The sequence below is a fragment of the Streptomyces sp. NPDC039430 genome, assembly GCF_055639435.1.
On sequence record NZ_JBVKAK010000002.1, the window covers coordinates 29,873 to 47,905 of the forward strand.

13 protein-coding genes are annotated in these 18,033 nt (G+C 68.7%); 7 read left to right on the forward strand and 6 right to left on the reverse strand.

Annotated features, from left to right (window positions below; genetic code table 11):
- Window positions 1-68 precede the first annotated feature (68 nt).
- The 7 genes from nusG (at window position 69) to ACZ7LS_RS05080 (ending at window position 11,860) form a co-directional block, all read left to right on the forward strand.
- Complete coding sequence (gene nusG / locus ACZ7LS_RS05050; RefSeq protein WP_385131719.1) at window positions 69-944, forward strand: transcription termination/antitermination protein NusG; 876 nt, start codon at window positions 69-71, stop codon at window positions 942-944.
- A gap of 190 nt (window positions 945-1,134) precedes the next feature.
- On the forward strand, window positions 1,135-1,569 hold the full coding sequence (gene rplK, locus ACZ7LS_RS05055) for a 50S ribosomal protein L11 (protein ID WP_030351419.1): 435 nt from the start codon (window positions 1,135-1,137) through the stop codon (window positions 1,567-1,569).
- An 82-nt stretch (window positions 1,570-1,651) separates the two neighbouring features.
- Complete coding sequence (gene rplA / locus ACZ7LS_RS05060) at window positions 1,652-2,374, forward strand: 50S ribosomal protein L1 (protein WP_129771798.1); 723 nt, start codon at window positions 1,652-1,654, stop codon at window positions 2,372-2,374.
- A gap of 344 nt (window positions 2,375-2,718) precedes the next feature.
- Window positions 2,719-3,279, forward strand: a complete 561-nt coding sequence (gene rplJ / locus ACZ7LS_RS05065) for a 50S ribosomal protein L10 (protein ID WP_356515626.1) — start codon at window positions 2,719-2,721, stop codon at window positions 3,277-3,279.
- Between the two features lie 84 nt (window positions 3,280-3,363).
- Window positions 3,364-3,747: a 50S ribosomal protein L7/L12 gene (gene rplL, locus ACZ7LS_RS05070; protein ID WP_382520355.1), complete on the forward strand. Its 384-nt coding sequence runs from the start codon at window positions 3,364-3,366 to the stop codon at window positions 3,745-3,747.
- Between the two features lie 590 nt (window positions 3,748-4,337).
- On the forward strand, window positions 4,338-7,820 hold the full coding sequence (gene rpoB, locus ACZ7LS_RS05075) for a DNA-directed RNA polymerase subunit beta (RefSeq protein ID WP_382520357.1): 3,483 nt from the start codon (window positions 4,338-4,340) through the stop codon (window positions 7,818-7,820).
- 125 nt (window positions 7,821-7,945) lie between these two features.
- The gene (locus ACZ7LS_RS05080) at window positions 7,946-11,860 is read left to right on the forward strand and encodes a DNA-directed RNA polymerase subunit beta' (RefSeq protein ID WP_382520359.1); all 3,915 of its coding nucleotides are present in this window, start codon (window positions 7,946-7,948) and stop codon (window positions 11,858-11,860) included.
- A 181-nt stretch (window positions 11,861-12,041) separates the two neighbouring features.
- Here ACZ7LS_RS05080 and ACZ7LS_RS05085 read toward each other — a convergent pair whose 3' ends face one another.
- From ACZ7LS_RS05085 to ACZ7LS_RS05110, 6 genes are all read right to left on the reverse strand, one after another.
- A complete protein-coding gene (locus ACZ7LS_RS05085) occupies window positions 12,042-12,305 on the reverse strand; it encodes a hypothetical protein (protein WP_129771802.1) in 264 nt (87 codons plus the stop codon).
- Window positions 12,302-13,234, reverse strand: a complete 933-nt coding sequence (locus ACZ7LS_RS05090) for a peptidoglycan-binding protein (protein ID WP_385131724.1) — start codon at window positions 13,232-13,234, stop codon at window positions 12,302-12,304. The genes ACZ7LS_RS05085 and ACZ7LS_RS05090 overlap by 4 nt, the downstream gene beginning before the upstream one ends.
- A gap of 51 nt (window positions 13,235-13,285) precedes the next feature.
- Window positions 13,286-14,746, reverse strand: a complete 1,461-nt coding sequence (locus tag ACZ7LS_RS05095; RefSeq protein ID WP_382520362.1) for a phage tail protein — start codon at window positions 14,744-14,746, stop codon at window positions 13,286-13,288.
- Between the two features lie 101 nt (window positions 14,747-14,847).
- The gene (locus ACZ7LS_RS05100) at window positions 14,848-15,561 is read right to left on the reverse strand and encodes a hypothetical protein (RefSeq protein WP_382668461.1); all 714 of its coding nucleotides are present in this window, start codon (window positions 15,559-15,561) and stop codon (window positions 14,848-14,850) included.
- Window positions 15,562-15,565: 4 nt separating this feature from the next.
- Window positions 15,566-16,735 (reverse strand): hypothetical protein, encoded by a 1,170-nt coding sequence (locus tag ACZ7LS_RS05105; RefSeq protein WP_385131729.1) that lies wholly within the window; start codon window positions 16,733-16,735, stop codon window positions 15,566-15,568.
- 8 nt (window positions 16,736-16,743) lie between these two features.
- A complete protein-coding gene (locus ACZ7LS_RS05110; protein ID WP_385131731.1) occupies window positions 16,744-17,943 on the reverse strand; it encodes a hypothetical protein in 1,200 nt (399 codons plus the stop codon).
- Window positions 17,944-18,033: the final 90 nt, after the last annotated feature.

An 18,033-nucleotide genomic window follows, 5' to 3' on the forward strand; every position in this document is an offset into this window, starting at 1 on the left:
CGCGAGGGCGCCCGGCGCGGCGCCCCTTTCGCGTGTTCCACCCATTGAGCCAGGAAGAAGCAGCCACCGTGTCTGACCCGAAACTGAACGACGCCAGCGAGTCGGTGGAGTCCCGCGAGGACGAAACCGGCATCGTCGAGGCGGCGGACGCTGTCGAGCCAGACCAGGCCGAAGCCGCTGACGTCGCCGCGGGCGAGCCGGCCGAGGAAGCCGCGCTCCACATCGAGGACGACGAGGACGACCCGGCGCGGGACGGCGCCGACGAATCCGCCGCCGACGAGGTCGACGCGGACGACACCGAGGCCGACGAAGAGCCCGAGGCTCCCGCCGACCCGGTCGCCGCCCTCCGTGAGGAACTGCGCGGGCTGCCCGGCGAGTGGTACGTGATCCACACCTACGCGGGCTACGAGAAGCGCGTGAAGGCCAACCTGGAGCAGCGCGCCGTCTCGCTGAACGTCGAGGAGTTCATCTACCAGGCCGAGGTCCCCGAGGAAGAGATCGTCCAGATCAAGAACGGCGAGCGCAAGAACGTTCGCCAGAACAAGCTCCCGGGCTATGTCCTGGTGCGCATGGATCTGACGAACGAGTCCTGGGGCGTCGTCCGCAACACCCCCGGTGTCACCGGCTTCGTGGGCAACGCCTACGACCCGTACCCGCTGACCCTGGACGAGATCGTCAAGATGCTCGCGCCGGAGGCCGAGGAGAAGGCCGCCCGTGAGGCCGCGGAGGCCGAGGGCAAGCCCGCCCCGTCCCGCAAGGTCGAGGTCCAGGTGCTGGACTTCGAGGTCGGCGACTCGGTCACCGTCACCGACGGTCCGTTCGCCACGCTCCAGGCGACCATCAACGAGATCAACGCCGACTCGAAGAAGGTCAAGGGCCTGGTCGAGATCTTCGGCCGCGAGACCCCGGTCGAGCTGAGCTTCGACCAGATCCAGAAGAACTGAGCCCAGCGGGCGGTGTGCGCTCCGGCGCCCGCCCGCGACAGCAGCTTCCGACAGGTCAGACAGGCTCATACAGCTGTCTGACCTGTCGGTTTTTGGCCGCGCAGCTATACCCGTTATCGTTGTGCGGTATGCCTCCATCCGGATGACCGGACGGCTGGCTGAACACTCTCACTAGGACCCGGAGAGAGCAATGCCTCCCAAGAAGAAGAAGGTCACGGGGCTTATCAAGCTCCAGATCAGCGCCGGCGCGGCCAACCCGGCTCCGCCGGTCGGCCCCGCGCTGGGCCAGCACGGCGTCAACATCATGGAGTTCTGCAAGGCCTACAACGCCGCGACCGAGTCGCAGCGTGGCATGGTCGTGCCGGTGGAGATCACGGTCTACGAGGACCGCTCCTTCACCTTCATCACCAAGACGCCGCCGGCCGCCAAGCTGATCCTCAAGGCCGCGGGCGTGGACAAGGGCTCAGGCGAGCCGCACGTCAAGAAGGTCGCGAAGCTCACCCGCGACCAGGTGCGCGAGATCGCCACCACCAAGATGCCCGACCTGAACGCCAACGACCTGGACGCCGCCGAGAAGATCATCGCCGGCACCGCCCGTTCCATGGGCGTCACGGTCGAGGGCTGACCCAGCCGGGCAAGCCCCAGTGGCAGGGCCATGCGCGGCCCGGACCACGACCTCCACACCTGATGAACCACCAGGAGACGAAGTGAAGCGCAGCAAGGCTCTCCGCGGCGCGGACGCCAAGATCGACCGGGAGCGTACGTACGCCCCGCTTGAGGCGGTCCGTATCGCCAAGGACACCACCACCACCAAGTTCGACGGCACCGTCGAGGTGGCCATGCGGCTGGGCGTCGACCCGCGCAAGGCCGACCAGATGGTCCGTGGCACCGTGAACCTTCCGCACGGCACCGGCAAGACCGCCCGGGTCCTGGTCTTCGCGACCGGTGACCGTGCCGAGGCCGCGCGTGCCGCGGGCGCCGACATCGTCGGCGCCGACGAACTCATCGACGAGGTTTCGAAGGGCCGTCTGGACTTCGACGCCGTCGTCGCCACCCCGGACCTCATGGGCAAGGTCGGCCGCCTCGGCCGCGTCCTCGGCCCGCGTGGTCTGATGCCGAACCCGAAGACCGGCACCGTCACCCCCGATGTCACCAAGGCTGTGAACGACATCAAGGGCGGCAAGATCGAGTTCCGCGTCGACAAGCACTCGAACCTGCACTTCATCATCGGCAAGGTCTCCTTCGACGAGACGAAGCTGGTCGAGAACTACGCCGCGGCGCTGGAGGAAGTCCTCCGTCTCAAGCCGTCCGCCGCCAAGGGCCGCTACATCAAGAAGGCCACCCTGGCCACGACGATGGGCCCCGGCATCCCGCTGGACGCCAACCGCACCCGCAACCTCCTCGTCGAGGAGGACCCGGCCTCCGTCTGACACTGACGGCAGCCGCGGGCCCCGCGTACGAAAGCCGGTCCCCGCACCTCTCAGGAGGCGCGGGGACCGGCTTTGCCGTACGGCCCGTCCGGCCCGATTTGGCACGCGGCGTGTCAGTCCCGTAGTCTTCCCCAGAAGCCAAAGACCGCTGGTCGTTGCCGTGTGCTCGTAAGAGGGTGCGGCGGCCGAAGGATCCGCTAGCTGCGGACGACCTGCGCAGGTGACTGTGGACAGCTCCCGGATTCCATTCGGTCGAGCTACGCCCCGTGCGCCTGCGCCGGGGCGTTTCGTTTTGCCCAGCCCCTTCTGAGCGGTCCTCATCACCCGGAAGGAGGCCGACGCTCATGGCAAGGCCCGACAAGGCTGCCGCGGTAGCCGAGCTGACGGACAAGTTCCGCAGCTCGAACGCCGCCGTGCTGACCGAGTACCGGGGTCTCACCGTGGCGCAGCTCAAGGAGCTGCGTCGTTCTCTCGGTGAGAACGCCCAGTACGCCGTGGTGAAGAACACGCTGACCAAGATCGCGGCCAACGAGGCCGGGATCAACACGCTGGACGACCTGTTCGCGGGTCCGACGGCGGTTGCCTTCGTCACCGGTGACCCGGTGGAGTCGGCGAAGGGTCTTCGTGACTTCGCCAAGGACAACCCGAATCTCATCATCAAGGGCGGCGTCCTCGATGGTAAGGCGCTCAGCGCCGATGAGATCAAGAAGCTCGCGGACCTTGAGTCCCGCGAGGTTCTGCTCTCCAAGCTGGCAGGTGCCATGAAGGGCAAGCAGTCGCAGGCTGCCTCGCTCTTCCAGGCGCTTCCGTCGAAGTTCGTCCGCACCGCGGAAGCGCTTCGCGTCAAGAAGGAAGAGCAGGGCGGTGCCGGTACGCCGGCTCCCGCCGAGGCCGACTCCGAGTAATCACGCTCGGTCGGTCGCAGCGGGCCGGTACGCCCGCGGAACTGTACATACGGCACCAGCCGAATTAGTGGAAGGACCGCCATCATGGCGAAGCTCAGCCAGGAAGACCTGCTCGCGCAGTTCGAGGACATGACCCTCATCGAGCTCTCCGCGTTCGTGAAGGCGTTCGAGGAGAAGTTCGACGTCACCGCCGCCGCCGCGGTCGCCGCGCCGGTCGCCGGTGTCCCGGGTGCCCCCGCCGAGGCCGAAGAGGTCCAGGACGAGTTCGACGTCATCCTCACGGGTGCCGGCGAGAAGAAGATCCAGGTCATCAAGGTCGTGCGCGAGCTCACCTCCCTGGGCCTCAAGGAGGCCAAGGACCTCGTGGACGGCGCCCCGAAGCCCGTCCTGGAGAAGGTCGCCAAGGAGGCCGCTGACAAGGCCGCCGAGTCCCTCAAGGCCGCCGGCGCCTCCGTCGAGGTCAAGTGACCCCGTACGAGTCCGTCACCGGCCGCCTGTAGGCGTACGGAGGCAGTCTCGGCGCCGCGAGGCGCGATGTTGACGCGAAGGGCGATCACCCAGTCGGGTGGTCGCCCTTTGGCGTCCCTGTGGGGGCTGCCTTGCTCTTCGGCGCGCGGCGAGTATCGTGATCATCGCCGTGCTTCCGTACGCCCCGTGACCTTCCGCGTGGGGTGGGGGGCCTTGACGAACCGCACGCAGCGCGCAATTCTCAGGACGCGTCGTCACAATCGATCCGCATCCGAGGCATGGATCGACGGCGAAGAGGGCAGTATCGATGTGCGCCTACGGCGCGAGGCTTGACGCAGTTGAGTTGCCGCAGTTGAGACAAGGGTGTTGAGAAAAACGAGGGTGTCGGAAAACCCGGTCTGGACATCAGTGTGCCAAGTGGCTACACTGACCCTTTGCGCTGCCTGTTAGCTGCTCCCTGCCCGTCACCAGGGGCACCCCCTCGCAAGAGCATCGGTGAGTGAACGGCCCCGACCAGGGCTTTCCCCCTCCGTGCCCCGCTTGGGACCGGTACGCGCGTAGTGAGTCCGAGCCCTCGGAAGGACCCCCTCTTGGCCGCCTCGCGCAACGCCTCGACCACGAATACGAACAACGGTGCCAGCACCGCCCCGCTGCGCATCTCCTTTGCAAAGATCAAGGAGCCCCTCGAGGTTCCGAACCTCCTGGCGCTGCAGACCGAGAGCTTTGACTGGCTGCTCGGTAACGCCGCTTGGAAGGCTCGTGTCGAGGCGGCTCTGGAGAGTGGGCAAGACGTCCCCAGGAAGTCAGGTCTGGAGGAGATCTTCGAGGAGATCTCCCCGATCGAGGACTTCTCCGGGTCGATGTCGCTCACCTTCCGCGATCACCGCTTCGAGCCGTCCAAGAACTCCATCGACGAGTGCAAGGAGCGCGACTTCACGTTCGCCGCCCCGCTCTTCGTCACGGCTGAGTTCACCAACAACGAGACCGGCGAGATCAAGTCCCAGACGGTCTTCATGGGCGACTTCCCGCTCATGACCAACAAGGGCACCTTCGTCATCAACGGCACCGAGCGTGTCGTGGTGTCCCAGCTCGTCCGCTCGCCGGGCGTCTACTTCGACTCGTCGATCGACAAGACGTCCGACAAGGACATCTTCTCCGCCAAGATCATCCCGTCCCGGGGTGCCTGGCTGGAGATGGAGATCGACAAGCGCGACATGGTCGGTGTCCGTATCGACCGCAAGCGCAAGCAGTCCGTGACCGTCCTCCTCAAGGCTCTCGGCTGGACCACCGAGCAGATCCTGGAGGAGTTCGGCGAGTACGAGTCCATGCGCGCCACCCTGGAGAAGGACCACACCCAGGGCCAGGACGACGCGCTGCTCGACATCTACCGCAAGCTGCGTCCGGGCGAGCCCCCGACGCGTGAGGCCGCTCAGACGCTGCTGGAGAACCTCTACTTCAACCCGAAGCGCTACGACCTCGCGAAGGTCGGCCGCTACAAGGTGAACAAGAAGCTCGGCGCGGACGAGCCGCTGGACGCCGGCGTGCTCACCACCGACGATGTCATCGCGACCATCAAGTACCTGGTCAAGCTGCACGCCGGGGAGACCGAGACGGTCGGTGAGAACGGCACCTCGATCATGGTCGAGACCGACGACATCGACCACTTCGGCAACCGCCGTATCCGCAACGTCGGCGAGCTGATCCAGAACCAGGTCCGTACGGGTCTCGCCCGTATGGAGCGGGTCGTGCGCGAGCGCATGACCACCCAGGACGTCGAGGCGATCACGCCGCAGACCCTGATCAACATCCGGCCGGTCGTCGCCTCCATCAAGGAGTTCTTCGGCACCAGCCAGCTGTCCCAGTTCATGGACCAGAACAACCCGCTGTCGGGTCTCACCCACAAGCGCCGCCTCAACGCGCTCGGTCCGGGTGGTCTGTCCCGTGAGCGGGCCGGCTTCGAGGTCCGTGACGTTCACCCGTCGCACTACGGCCGCATGTGTCCGATCGAGACCCCCGAAGGCCCGAACATCGGTCTGATCGGCTCGCTCGCCTCGTACGGACGGATCAACCCGTTCGGCTTCATCGAGACGCCGTACCGCAAGGTCACCGGCGGTGTCGTCACCGACGAGGTCGACTACCTCACGGCCGACGAAGAGGACCGGTTCGTCATCGCGCAGGCCAACGCGCCGCTCAGTGACGAGTTCCGGTTCGAGGAGGCCCGCGTCCTGGTCCGCCGTCGTGGCGGTGAGGTCGACTACGTCCCCGGTGACGACGTCGACTACATGGACGTCTCGCCGCGCCAGATGGTGTCGGTCGCGACCGCCATGATCCCGTTCCTGGAGCACGACGACGCCAACCGCGCCCTCATGGGCGCGAACATGATGCGCCAGGCCGTTCCGCTCATCAAGTCCGAGGCGCCGCTCGTCGGCACCGGCATGGAGTACCGCTGCGCCGTCGACGCCGGTGACGTACTCAAGTCGGAGAAGGACGGTGTGGTCCAGGAGGTCTCCGCGGACTACATCACCACCGCCAACGACGACGGCACGTACACCACGTACCGCCTGCACAAGTTCTCCCGCTCGAACCAGGGCACCTCGGTCAACCAGAAGGTTGTCGTGAACGAGGGCGACCGGGTCATCGCCGACCAGGTGCTGGCCGACGGTCCGGCGACCGAGAACGGCGAGATGGCGCTCGGCAAGAACCTCCTCGTGGCGTTCATGCCGTGGGAGGGCCACAACTACGAAGACGCGATCATCCTCAGCCAGCGGCTGGTCCAGGACGACGTCCTCTCCTCGATCCACATCGAGGAGCACGAGGTCGACGCCCGTGACACCAAGCTGGGCCCCGAGGAGATCACCCGGGACATCCCGAACGTCTCGGAGGAGGTCCTCGCGGACCTCGACGAGCGCGGCATCATCCGGATCGGTGCCGAGGTCGTCGCCGGAGACATCCTGGTCGGCAAGGTCACGCCCAAGGGTGAGACCGAGCTGACCCCGGAGGAGCGACTGCTCCGCGCGATCTTCGGTGAGAAGGCCCGTGAGGTCCGTGACACCTCGCTGAAGGTGCCGCACGGCGAGACCGGCAAGGTCATCGGCGTACGGGTCTTCGACCGCGAGGAGGGCGACGAGCTGCCGCCGGGCGTGAACCAGCTGGTTCGCGTGTACGTCGCGCAGAAGCGCAAGATCACCGACGGTGACAAGCTCGCCGGCCGTCACGGCAACAAGGGCGTCATCTCGAAGATCCTGCCGATCGAGGACATGCCGTTCCTGGAGGACGGCACCCCGGTCGACATCATCCTCAACCCGCTGGGTGTCCCGTCCCGAATGAACCCGGGCCAGGTCCTGGAGATCCACCTCGGCTGGCTCGCCAGCCAGGGCTGGAAGGTCGAGGGCAGCGAGGACTGGATGGAGCGGCTGAAGGCCATCGGCGCCGACGAGGTCGCCTCCGGCACCAATGTCGCCACCCCGGTCTTCGACGGTGCCCGCGAGGACGAGATCTCGGGTCTCTTCGAGGCGACGATCCCGAACCGCGACGGCAACCGGATGGTCCAGCCGTCCGGCAAGGCGCACCTGTTCGACGGCCGCTCCGGTGAGCCGTTCCCGGACCCGATCTCGGTCGGGTACATGTACATCCTCAAGCTCCACCACCTGGTCGACGACAAGCTGCACGCGCGTTCGACCGGCCCGTACTCGATGATCACCCAGCAGCCGCTGGGTGGTAAGGCCCAGTTCGGCGGCCAGCGCTTCGGTGAGATGGAGGTGTGGGCGCTGGAGGCTTATGGCGCCGCGTACGCCCTCCAGGAGCTGCTGACGATCAAGTCCGACGACGTGACCGGCCGCGTGAAGGTCTACGAGGCCATCGTCAAGGGCGAGAACATCCCCGAGCCCGGCATTCCCGAGTCCTTCAAGGTGCTCATCAAGGAAATGCAGTCGCTCTGCCTCAACGTGGAGGTGCTGTCCTCGGACGGTATGTCCATCGAGATGCGCGACACGGACGAGGACGTCTTCCGCGCGGCGGAGGAGCTCGGTATCGACCTGTCCCGGCGCGAGCCGAGCAGCGTCGAAGAGGTCTGACGGGTTCGCCGGCCGGATCCCGTATCCGGCCGGCTCTCCCCGGACCCGTTCAGACCATTGCTGAAGTGCCCCATCTACTCGCTGACGCGAGGGGCTCGAACCCCCGAAAGAGGGATTGACGACAAGTGCTCGACGTCAACTTCTTCGACGAGCTGCGGATCGGCCTTGCCACCGCGGACGACATCCGGACCTGGTCGCACGGCGAAGTGAAGAAGCCGGAGACCATCAACTACCGCACGCTCAAGCCCGAGAAGGACGGACTCTTCTGCGAGAAGATCTTCGGTCCGACCCGGGACTGGGAGTGCTACTGCGGCAAGTACAAGCGTGTCCGCTTCAAGGGCATCATCTGTGAGCGCTGTGGCGTCGAAGTCACGCGCGCCAAGGTGCGCCGTGAGCGGATGGGCCACATTGAGCTGGCCGCGCCCGTGACCCACATCTGGTACTTCAAGGGCGTCCCGTCACGCCTGGGGTACCTGCTCGACCTCGCGCCGAAGGACCTGGAGAAGGTCATCTACTTCGCCGCGTACATGATCACGTTCGTGGACGAGGAGCGCCGCACGCGCGACCTTCCGTCGCTGGAGGCGCATGTCTCCGTCGAGCGTCAGCAGGTCGAGAACCGCCGTGACTCCGACCTCGAAGCCCGCGCCAAGAAGCTTGAGACCGACCTGGCCGAGCTGGAGGCCGAGGGCGCCAAGGCCGATGTGCGCCGCAAGGTGCGCGAAGGCGCCGAGCGTGAGATGAAGCAGCTGCGCGACCGCGCGCAGCGCGAGATCGACCGTCTCGACGAGGTGTGGAACCGCTTCAAGAACCTCAAGGTCCAGGACCTGGAGGGCGACGAGCTGCTCTACCGCGAGCTGCGTGACCGCTTCGGCACGTACTTCGACGGTTCGATGGGTGCCGCGGCGCTGCAGAAGCGCCTGGAGTCCTTCGACCTGGACGAGGAGGCCGAGCGCCTCCGCGAGATCATCCGTACCGGCAAGGGCCAGAAGAAGACCCGCGCGCTCAAGCGCCTCAAGGTCGTCTCCGCGTTCCTGCAGACCAGCAACAGCCCCAAGGGCATGGTGCTGGACTGCGTGCCGGTCATCCCGCCGGACCTGCGTCCGATGGTGCAGCTGGACGGTGGCCGCTTCGCGACCTCCGACCTGAACGACCTGTACCGCCGTGTGATCAACCGCAACAACCGCCTCAAGCGTCTCCTTGACCTCGGTGCCCCCGAGATCATCGTGAACAACGAGAAGCGGATGCTGCAGGAGGCCGTCGACGCGCTGTTCGACAACGGCCGCCGCGGCCGTCCGGTCACCGGTCCCGGCAACCGCCCGCTGAAGTCCCTGAGCGACATGCTCAAGGGCAAGCAGGGCCGTTTCCGTCAGAACCTGCTCGGCAAGCGCGTCGACTACTCGGCCCGTTCCGTGATCGTCGTCGGCCCGCAGCTCAAGCTGCACCAGTGCGGTCTGCCGAAGGCCATGGCGCTGGAGCTCTTCAAGCCGTTCGTGATGAAGCGCCTGGTGGACCTGAACCACGCGCAGAACATCAAGTCGGCGAAGCGCATGGTCGAGCGCGGCCGTACGGTCGTGTACGACGTGCTCGAAGAGGTCATCGCCGAGCACCCGGTGCTGCTGAACCGTGCGCCGACCCTGCACCGTCTGGGCATCCAGGCCTTCGAGCCGCAGCTGGTCGAGGGCAAGGCCATCCAGATCCACCCGCTCGTCTGCACCGCGTTCAACGCGGACTTCGACGGTGACCAGATGGCCGTCCACCTGCCGCTCTCCGCGGAGGCGCAGGCCGAGGCCCGCATCCTGATGCTGTCCTCGAACAACATCCTGAAGCCGGCCGACGGTCGTCCCGTCACCATGCCGACCCAGGACATGGTGCTCGGACTCTTCTTCCTCACGACGGACGAGGAGGAGCGCGAGGTCAAGGGCGCGGGCCGGTCCTTCGGCTCCGCGGCCGAGGCGACCATGGCGTTCGACAACCGTGAGCTCTCGCTCCAGGCGAAGGTCGACATCCGCTTCCCGGTGGGCACCATCCCGCCGCGCGGCTGGACCCCGCCGGCCGCCGAGGAGGCCGACACGGACGGCACCGCGGTGCCGTGGCAGCAGGGCGACCCGTTCCGGCTGCGTACGACCTTGGGCCGCGCGCTCTTCAACGAGCTGCTGCCCGAGGACTACCCGTTCGTCGACTACACGGTGGGCAAGAAGCAGCTCTCCGAGATCGTCAACGACCTGGCCGAGCGGTACCCCAAGGTCATCGTGGCGGCGACGCTCGACAACCTGAAGGCGGCCGGCTTCTTCTGGGCGACCCGTTCCGGTGTCACCGTCGCCATCTCGGACATCATCGTGCCCGAGGCGAAGAAGGCGATCGTCCAGGGCTACGAGGCGCAGGACGACAAGGTCCAGAAGCAGTACGAGCGCGGTCTGATCACCAAGGACGAGCGCACGCAGGAGCTCATCGCGATCTGGACCAAGGCGACCAACGAGGTCGCCGAGGCGATGAACGCGAACTTCCCGAAGACCAACCCCGTCTCCATGATGGTCAACTCGGGTGCCCGCGGAAACATGATGCAGATGCGTCAGATCGCCGGTATGCGTGGTCTGGTGTCCAACGCCAAGAACGAGACGATCCCGCGTCCCATCAAGGCGTCCTTCCGTGAAGGTCTGTCCGTGCTGGAGTACTTCATCGCCACGCACGGTGCCCGAAAGGGTCTGGCCGACACCGCCCTGCGTACCGCCGACTCGGGTTACCTGACCCGTCGTCTGGTGGACGTCTCGCAGGACGTCATCATCCGCGAGGAGGACTGCGGCACCGACCGCGGTCTGAAGCTGCGGATCGCCGAGCGCGGCGCCGACGGTGTGCTGCGCAAGGCGGAGGACGTCGAGACGTCCGTGTACGCGCGGATGCTCGCCGAGGACGTCGTCGTCGACGGCAAGGTCATCGCGCCGGCAAATGTCGACCTGGGCGATGTCCTGATCGACGCCGTCGTGGCCGCCGGGGTCGAGGAGGTCAAGACCCGCTCGGTCCTGACCTGCGAGTCCGCGGTCGGCACCTGTGCCTTCTGCTACGGCCGCTCGCTGGCCACCGGCAAGCTGGTCGACATCGGTGAGGCGGTCGGCATCATCGCCGCCCAGTCCATCGGTGAGCCCGGTACCCAGCTGACGATGCGTACCTTCCACACCGGTGGTGTGGCCGGTGACGACATCACCCAGGGTCTGCCCCGAGTCGTCGAGCTCTTCGAAGCCCGTACGCCCAAGGGCGTCGCCCCGATCTCGGAGGCGGCCGGCCGCGTCCGTATCGAGGAGACCGAGAAGACCAAGAAGCTCGTCGTCACCCCGGACGACGGCAGCGACGAGACTCCGTTCCCGATCTCGAAGCGTGCCCGTCTGCTCGTGGGCGAGGGCGACCACGTCGAGGTGGGCCAGAAGCTCACCGTGGGTGCCACCAACCCGCACGACGTGCTGCGGATCCTCGGTCAGCGCGCGGTCCAGGTCCACCTGGTCGGCGAGGTCCAGAAGGTCTACAACTCGCAGGGTGTGTCGATCCACGACAAGCACATCGAGATCATCATCCGGCAGATGCTGCGCCGCGTGACGATCATCGAGTCCGGCGACGCGGAGCTGCTGCCGGGCGAGCTGGTGGAGCGCTCGAAGTTCGAGACCGAGAACCGTCGTGTGGTCACGGAAGGCGGCCACCCGGCCTCCGGCCGTCCGCAGCTGATGGGTATCACCAAGGCGTCGCTGGCCACCGAGTCGTGGCTGTCGGCGGCGTCCTTCCAGGAGACGACCAGGGTCCTCACCGACGCGGCGATCAACGCCAAGTCGGACTCCCTGATCGGCCTCAAGGAGAACGTCATCATCGGTAAGCTCATCCCGGCCGGTACGGGTCTGTCCCGCTACCGCAACATCCGGGTCGAGCCGACCGAGGAGGCCAAGGCCGCGATGTACTCGGCCGTCGGCTACGACGACATCGACTACTCGCCGTTCGGCACGGGCTCCGGCCAGGCCGTTCCGCTGGAGGACTACGACTACGGTCCGTACAACCAGTAAGGCGTGAGCGAACGGAGGGCGGCCATCCTGTACGGGGTGGCCGCCCTTCGGCGTTTCGTTTTCCGGGTGCCGGGTGCCGGGTGCCGGGTGCCGGGTGCCGGGTGCCGGGTGCCGGGTGCCGGGTCTCGGGTCTCGGGTCCCGGGGGTTCCGTTCGGGGGCCTTCGCGTTTCCGATTCCGCTTCAGCGTGCCGTGAGCTGCCAGGCGGTGAGCGCGACCGTCGAGACCGCCGTCAGCGCGGCGATGCTGGCGAGCGGCCAGCGGGAGCGCTCCAGGGCGTCCAGCCGCTCCTCGTGGTCGGCGAGCTGTTTGTCGCTCTGGTCACTGCGCTGGACCAGGAGCGCGAGCGAGCCGTCGGCGCGGGCGAATCCGGCCTCCATGGTGCCGCGCAGCCGCTCCAGTTCCAGCGCCACCCAGGCGGGATCGGACCGTACCGGTTCCGTCATGGGCGGTCCCGCCGGGTGGTACGCGGGACCTTCAGCGCGTCCCAGGAGACGCGGCCCGGAATGCCGTCGGCGTCCGGGCCCGCGTAGCCGAGCTTGCGCTGCCACTTCGCGTACGAGCGGCGGTCGGCGTCGGTCCAGCGTGGTCCCGGGCCCTCGGCGTACGCGGAGCAGCCCTCCGCGACCAGGCGCTTTCCCATGGCGGTGATGAGCGCGGAGGTGGGGCGCGAGGCGAAGTACTGCGCGCCGGGGAACGGCTCGAAGACCGGCTTCGGCGCGGGAGCGGGCGGGGAAGGGCGAGTGGGGGCGGGGGCGGGGGCCGGGCGGCTTCCCGAGGGCGGTGCGGCGAGCCGTTTCGTGATACGCGCGCGCATCGACGCCATGGTGAAACCACGCGGGTCGATCTTGCTGTTCGTCCACTCCTTGTGGCCGATGACGGACGGTGCCGTCCAGCCGTGGGCGCGGCAGAGCGCCGCCGAGGCGCGCTCGATGGCGTCCAGCTGCGCCGCCGGCCAGGGGTCCGCCCCGTCGCCGAGGTTGACGCACTCGAAGCCGTAGAAGCGGGCGTTGCCGTCGGTGTTGTTCTCGCCGGGCGCGGGCAGGGCGCTCTCCGCGACGACGGCGCGCAGGACGTCGTCGTCGCCGAGGCCCGCGTGGTTGGCGCGGCCGTGGCCGACGAGGTGGACGGTGCCCTCCTTGTCGATCACGCCGTGGCAGAGCGGCCCCGGCAGCGCGGCGTGGCCGTCGTAGCAGAGCTGGACCGACGTGGCGCTGCCCCGGGTGACCGTGTGGTGGATCATCACACCGTGCAGCGGGCCCCAGGCGCCCTTGTGATCGCGGTTGTGGGTTCGCCAGGACCGGTGTTCGACGACGCGTACGCCTTCGGCGCGCAGCGCGGCGACGAACTGGTCGGCGGTCAGGGGAGTGGCCATGGAGGATCTCCTTCCGGAGGTATGGGGACGGGGGCAGGGGCGTCGCGACGGTCAGGCCAGGGCGGCCCAGATCGCGTTGGAGTCGGCCACCACACTTGCGGCGGTGAAGGACGCGGGCAGGGAGGTCACTCCCGTACTGGACAGCCGTCCGTGCCGGATGAAGGCCCCGGGCATCCGGGCGCTGCCGCCCGGGGTCTTGCCCATCGCGCCGCCGACCATGAAGGCGGGGCCGTCCGTCTTCACGGCCGGGCCGTTGATGAGCAGGGCGATGTAGTAGTTGCCGGCCGCCGCCGCGTACGCCTTGTCCAGCGTGCCCACGACGGTCTGGCCCTCGGTGGCGGGGATCAGCTTGTCCAGGGTCGGGGTCACGACGCCCACGCGCTGGCCCGCGCCCGTGTAGAGCCCGGCGAAGGAGGTGGCGCTGAGCTTGCCGCCCACGTACCCCGGGCAGTAGAAGACCACCTTGGTGATGGTGGCGGCCGCGTGCAGCGGGACGCCGATCAGATAGAGCCAGCCGTTGATGCAGTACTGCGCCACGTCGGCGGAGCTGGCCGCCGGGTCGAACGTCCAGCCGCTGAACCCCATCGAGGCCGGTGACCACGTGCCCGCAGCCGAGACCGCGTCGACGTAGCCGCGCCTGGCGAGCTGGTTGGCGCCCGCCGGGTTGACGGCGGTGGACGGCGGGACGGCGAAGGTCTTGGCCCCTTCCACCGTCTGGTCCCCGGTGAGCAGCACCGCCTCGTCGGCGGCGGCCGCCGCGACATCCGCGGCGGCCAGGGAGATCGCTCCCGTACGCCCGTTCACGGAGGTCACCGGCGCCGCGGTGATGCCCAGATAGCGGGTGTCGGCCGCGGCCTGGGTCAGCGCGCCCACATCCGCGGCTTCCAGGACGACCGCTCCGGTGCGTCCGTTGACGGAGGCCACCGCCGCGCCGTTGCCGGTCGGCAGCTGGCTCGTCGGCACCAGTCCGTCGGTGCCGAGGGTCGCCAGGCCGCCCGGCCTGCCGACCGTATCGGCGGGTACGGCGGAGACATCGGCGGCGGAGAGGACGATGACGCCCTCGGTGTGCCCGTTGACCGAGTGCACCGAGCCGGGGTCGCCCTTCACCCCGGGCGGTCCGGGCTCACCCGCGGGTCCCGGCGGGCCCGTCACCGCCACATAGTTCGGCGTGCTGGGGTCGGCCGGTGCCAGATCGGCCAGATCGACCGCGGGCCGGGCCGAGGGCAGGACGATCTGGTACGTGCGCGACGGCGAGAGGCCGGTGAGCTTCTCGACGACGGTGTACGTCCACTCGGCGGGGTTCCAGCCGGGGCCGTCGGTGGCGGGCAGGACGAGGCGCAGCCTGCCCTCCCCGTCCAGGGTGGCGACGGTGGGGCCGCCGAGGAAGAGGTCGGCTTCGGCGTGGGTGAGCAGCGCGGGCGGCCGGAACTCGACCGTACCGGTCAACGGGCGGCCGTCCGGGGCGAGATAGCGCGCGCTGACGCGCACCGTGGGAATGGATTCGGGCAGCACGGAAGTGCCTCCTGTGGGCTGTGGGCTGTGGGCTGTGGGCTGCGGACTGTGGGCTCTGGGCTCTGGGGGAGTCGAGTCGAAGGGAAGTCGAAGGGAAGTCGTCAGGACTGGATGCCGTAGAGCGCGAGCGGCCTGCACCGCACGGTGCCGCCTGCCGTCGCCACCCTCGCCTGCACCTCGAAGGTGACGGTGGAGCCGTACTCCACATCGAGCAGCGCGGTGAACTCCAGCCCCTCGGGACCGCCCAGCGGGCCCACCTGCGCGCCGTCGGCCAGCAGCCGCAGCTCCGCGCCCTCCGGTCCGGTGGCCGCCACCCGGCAGTGCAGCCGGGGGTGCTGGACGATGCCCGGCCCCCGGTAGAGCGTCGTGAAGTCGACCGCGCCGGTGGATTCCCAGCTGCCGGTCCCGGCCGGGACCGGCAGGGGATACGGGATGTACGGGCGGGCCAGCCCCTGGTGGGTGGCGTCGTCGGCCATCACCACATTGCCCCTGCGGTCGAGGATCTGGACGGGCTGGACGGGGAGGGTGTCGGGCGCGCCGGTCCATACGGTGAGCGCCAGCGAACCGTCGTCCCGCCGTACCACCAGGCCCTGTTGCGGTGTCCGCTCGTCGCGGTCCGGCTGGACGCGGCCGAGGTAGAGCAGATCCTCGTCCCGGGCGGTGCGCACCCGCAGCCGGCCGCCCTCCCCGATGACCACATCGCCGTTCATGATCTGGTTCATCGGCGGACTGGTGTTGGCGCTGCCCATCAGGGCACGCACCTGCCGCTCCAGGTCGCGAATGCGGTCCAGCAGATCGGTGGGGATGATCGCCACGGCGTCACACCTCTTCCAGATAGAGCGTGGCCGTCTCGGCCGCGGTGCGCTGGGGCGGGGTGACGGCCAGGCCGACGATCCGGTACCGGTGGTCGGACCCGTTCGGGTGCCACAGATCGTGCAGCCGCAGCCGGATCCGCGCCCCGAGCAGCGCGGGGGTGACGCGGCCGTCCATCCGTACGGTGAGTTCCGGGATGACCTCGGGCCTGCGCTGGCGCGCCAGTTCGGCGCGGGCGAAGGAGGCGAGTACCGCCTCGTCCTGGACGGAGCTGTGGTCGGAGGTGGACTCCAGCCGGGGCCAGCCCTCCGCGATGTCCTGGGCGCTCTCCGCCCGCGCGGTCAGCGGCAGCGACTCCTGGGACTGGTCGGTGTTGGCCGATTCGCCCCGGGCCACCCACACATTGGCCTGCACGGTCGAGTCGGCGGGCAGGTTGTACGAGATGACCGTGCCCGGCTGGTCCAGCATGAGATCGGTGTGGCCGGTGACGATGGCCGGGCTGCCCAGTTGCAGGCGCTTGACGCGGCGGCCCTGGGCGTCCCGGTGGCAGTGCACCCGCCATTCGAAGCCGTCGGCCAACTGGGCGAGCTGATCGATGAGTTCACGGATCCTGGCGAGGGAGGACCAGCCGTACGAGTAGTTCCGCACCACTCCGGACAGCTCGGGTCCCGCGCTGATGCCGATGTCGCCGCCCGGCTGCTCCTGGGCGTGCCCGAGCAGCGTACGGACGATGTCGAACTGGTCCGTCGCCGTACCGAACAGGTCCCCGGAGAGGATCCGGTGGTCGAGATACGAGTCGAACGTGCCGGCCTGGAACTGCACCCTCATCCGGCCCTGTTCGTCGGACTGCGGGGTGCGGGTCCACAGCACGCCGCCCCACCAGATGTCGCCGTCCCGCTCCAGCCAGACCGCGGTACGGCCGGGCTGGAGCGCGAGGCGGGCCCGCTGGGCGAGCGCGGGGCCGGGCAGCGGGATGGTGGCGGTCAGCGAGCCGGGCTTGCCGATGTAGTCGTCGAACTTCGTCTCGGTGAGCGGGAGGACGTCGATCACCTGGTCGGTGCGGAGATCGCAGAAGAGCGCCCGGTAGACCGGTGTGGTGGCTGTGACGGGTGGTGCGGTGCGTGCGGTGAGTGTGCTGAGTGCGGTGCGTGTGTTGGGTGTGGTCGGTGTCGTCATCGCCCGGCTCACAGCACCGGGTCGACGCGGACGAACCGGTTGTCGAACCAGGCGTTGCTGGTGGTGGCCGAGGAGATGTGCGCGGTGGTGATGGTGTGGACGACCCCCGCCTGGAGGCCGGTCACCCGGAACACGGTGGACACGCTCGTCGCGTTCTTGGTCGAGACCGTGGCGGAGCGGGTCTCGTCGGCGGCCAGCACCACGGCGCCGTTCTTGCGGATGACGGCGCCCATCCGGGCCCACTGGCCGTCCAGCTGGGCGTTGCCGAGGAAGCCCACCGTCACCAGGACCGCGCCCGAGACCGGCACGGTGAAGGAGGTGGTGACCACCGGTCCCGTCGTGTCGGTGACCGATTCGCTCCAGGTCGTGGTCTTGCAGTAGCCGCCGTCGCCGTGGGACGCGAACGCGGCACCGGGCACCGCCCGCCGCCACACCGTGCCGTCCCACCGCTCAAGCCGCCCGCCCTCGTCGCGGTACTGGCCGGTGTAGCCGCCGGCCGCCAGCGCGCCCTGCGCGGCGATACCGCCGAGCTGCTGGGGATAACCGGACCAGCGGCGGCCGTCCCAGCGCTGGAACTCGCTGCCGGTGTCGCGGTACTGCCCCACGTACCCGCCGTTCACCTCGCGGTTCCAGCTCTCGGCGAGGATGCCGCCGACGGCGACGGTCGTGTCGCGCAGATCGTAGAGCGCGGTGGACCAGTCGAGGCCGCCGGAGCCGGCCGACGAACCGGCCGGGACGGTGACCCGGGCCAGTGGCAGTGCGGCGTCGGGGACGCGCGGCGCCTCGGGCGTACCGGCCGGCACGCCCTGGATCACCTCCAGGACGGCTTCCGTACGGCCCGAGGAGTCGAACTGACCGTCCCGGACGGCCAGGACGACGAGGTCGAGCCGTGGATTGCTCGCGTCTCCGTCCGCGAAGGTGACCGGGGTGTGGTCGGTGACGACGACCGGGTAGGCGCCGGCCGGGCCATAGCTCTGGATCACGGCGCGGCCCGGACTGACCATCGCCGTCATACCGGCCGTCGCGCCGTAGACGTACAGCGCGTCCATCAGCTCCGAGCCGCCCTGGGAGCCGGGGATGACACCGCTCTGCGAGGTGAGGGCGCCGGTGGGGGCCATGGTGCCGGTGGGGGAGAGCCGGGTGTCGGCACGGGACTGGCCGGACTCGGAGTCGGTGCGGTTGATGAGCCACGCGCTGCGTACGGGCATGGGGTCCTCCAGGGGCGAGTTGCTTCGGTCTGCTTCGGTCTGCTTCGGCGGTGGCGAGGTGCCTCGGGTGCCTCGGGTGGTGGTGAGGGT

What these genes read in the sequence shown, in the direction of transcription:
- ACZ7LS_RS05085 (WP_129771802.1), bottom strand. Translation starts at nt 12,305, where the DNA reads ATGACGGAACCGGTACGGTCCGATCCCGCCTGGGTGGCGCTGGAACTG.
- rplJ (WP_356515626.1), top strand. Translation starts at nt 2,719, where the DNA reads ATGGCAAGGCCCGACAAGGCTGCCGCGGTAGCCGAGCTGACGGACAAG.
- rplL (WP_382520355.1), top strand. Translation starts at nt 3,364, where the DNA reads ATGGCGAAGCTCAGCCAGGAAGACCTGCTCGCGCAGTTCGAGGACATG.
- ACZ7LS_RS05105 (WP_385131729.1), bottom strand. Translation starts at nt 16,735, where the DNA reads ATGACGACACCGACCACACCCAACACACGCACCGCACTCAGCACACTC.
- ACZ7LS_RS05090 (WP_385131724.1), bottom strand. Translation starts at nt 13,234, where the DNA reads ATGGCCACTCCCCTGACCGCCGACCAGTTCGTCGCCGCGCTGCGCGCC.
- rplK (WP_030351419.1), top strand. Translation starts at nt 1,135, where the DNA reads ATGCCTCCCAAGAAGAAGAAGGTCACGGGGCTTATCAAGCTCCAGATC.
- ACZ7LS_RS05110 (WP_385131731.1), bottom strand. Translation starts at nt 17,943, where the DNA reads ATGCCCGTACGCAGCGCGTGGCTCATCAACCGCACCGACTCCGAGTCC.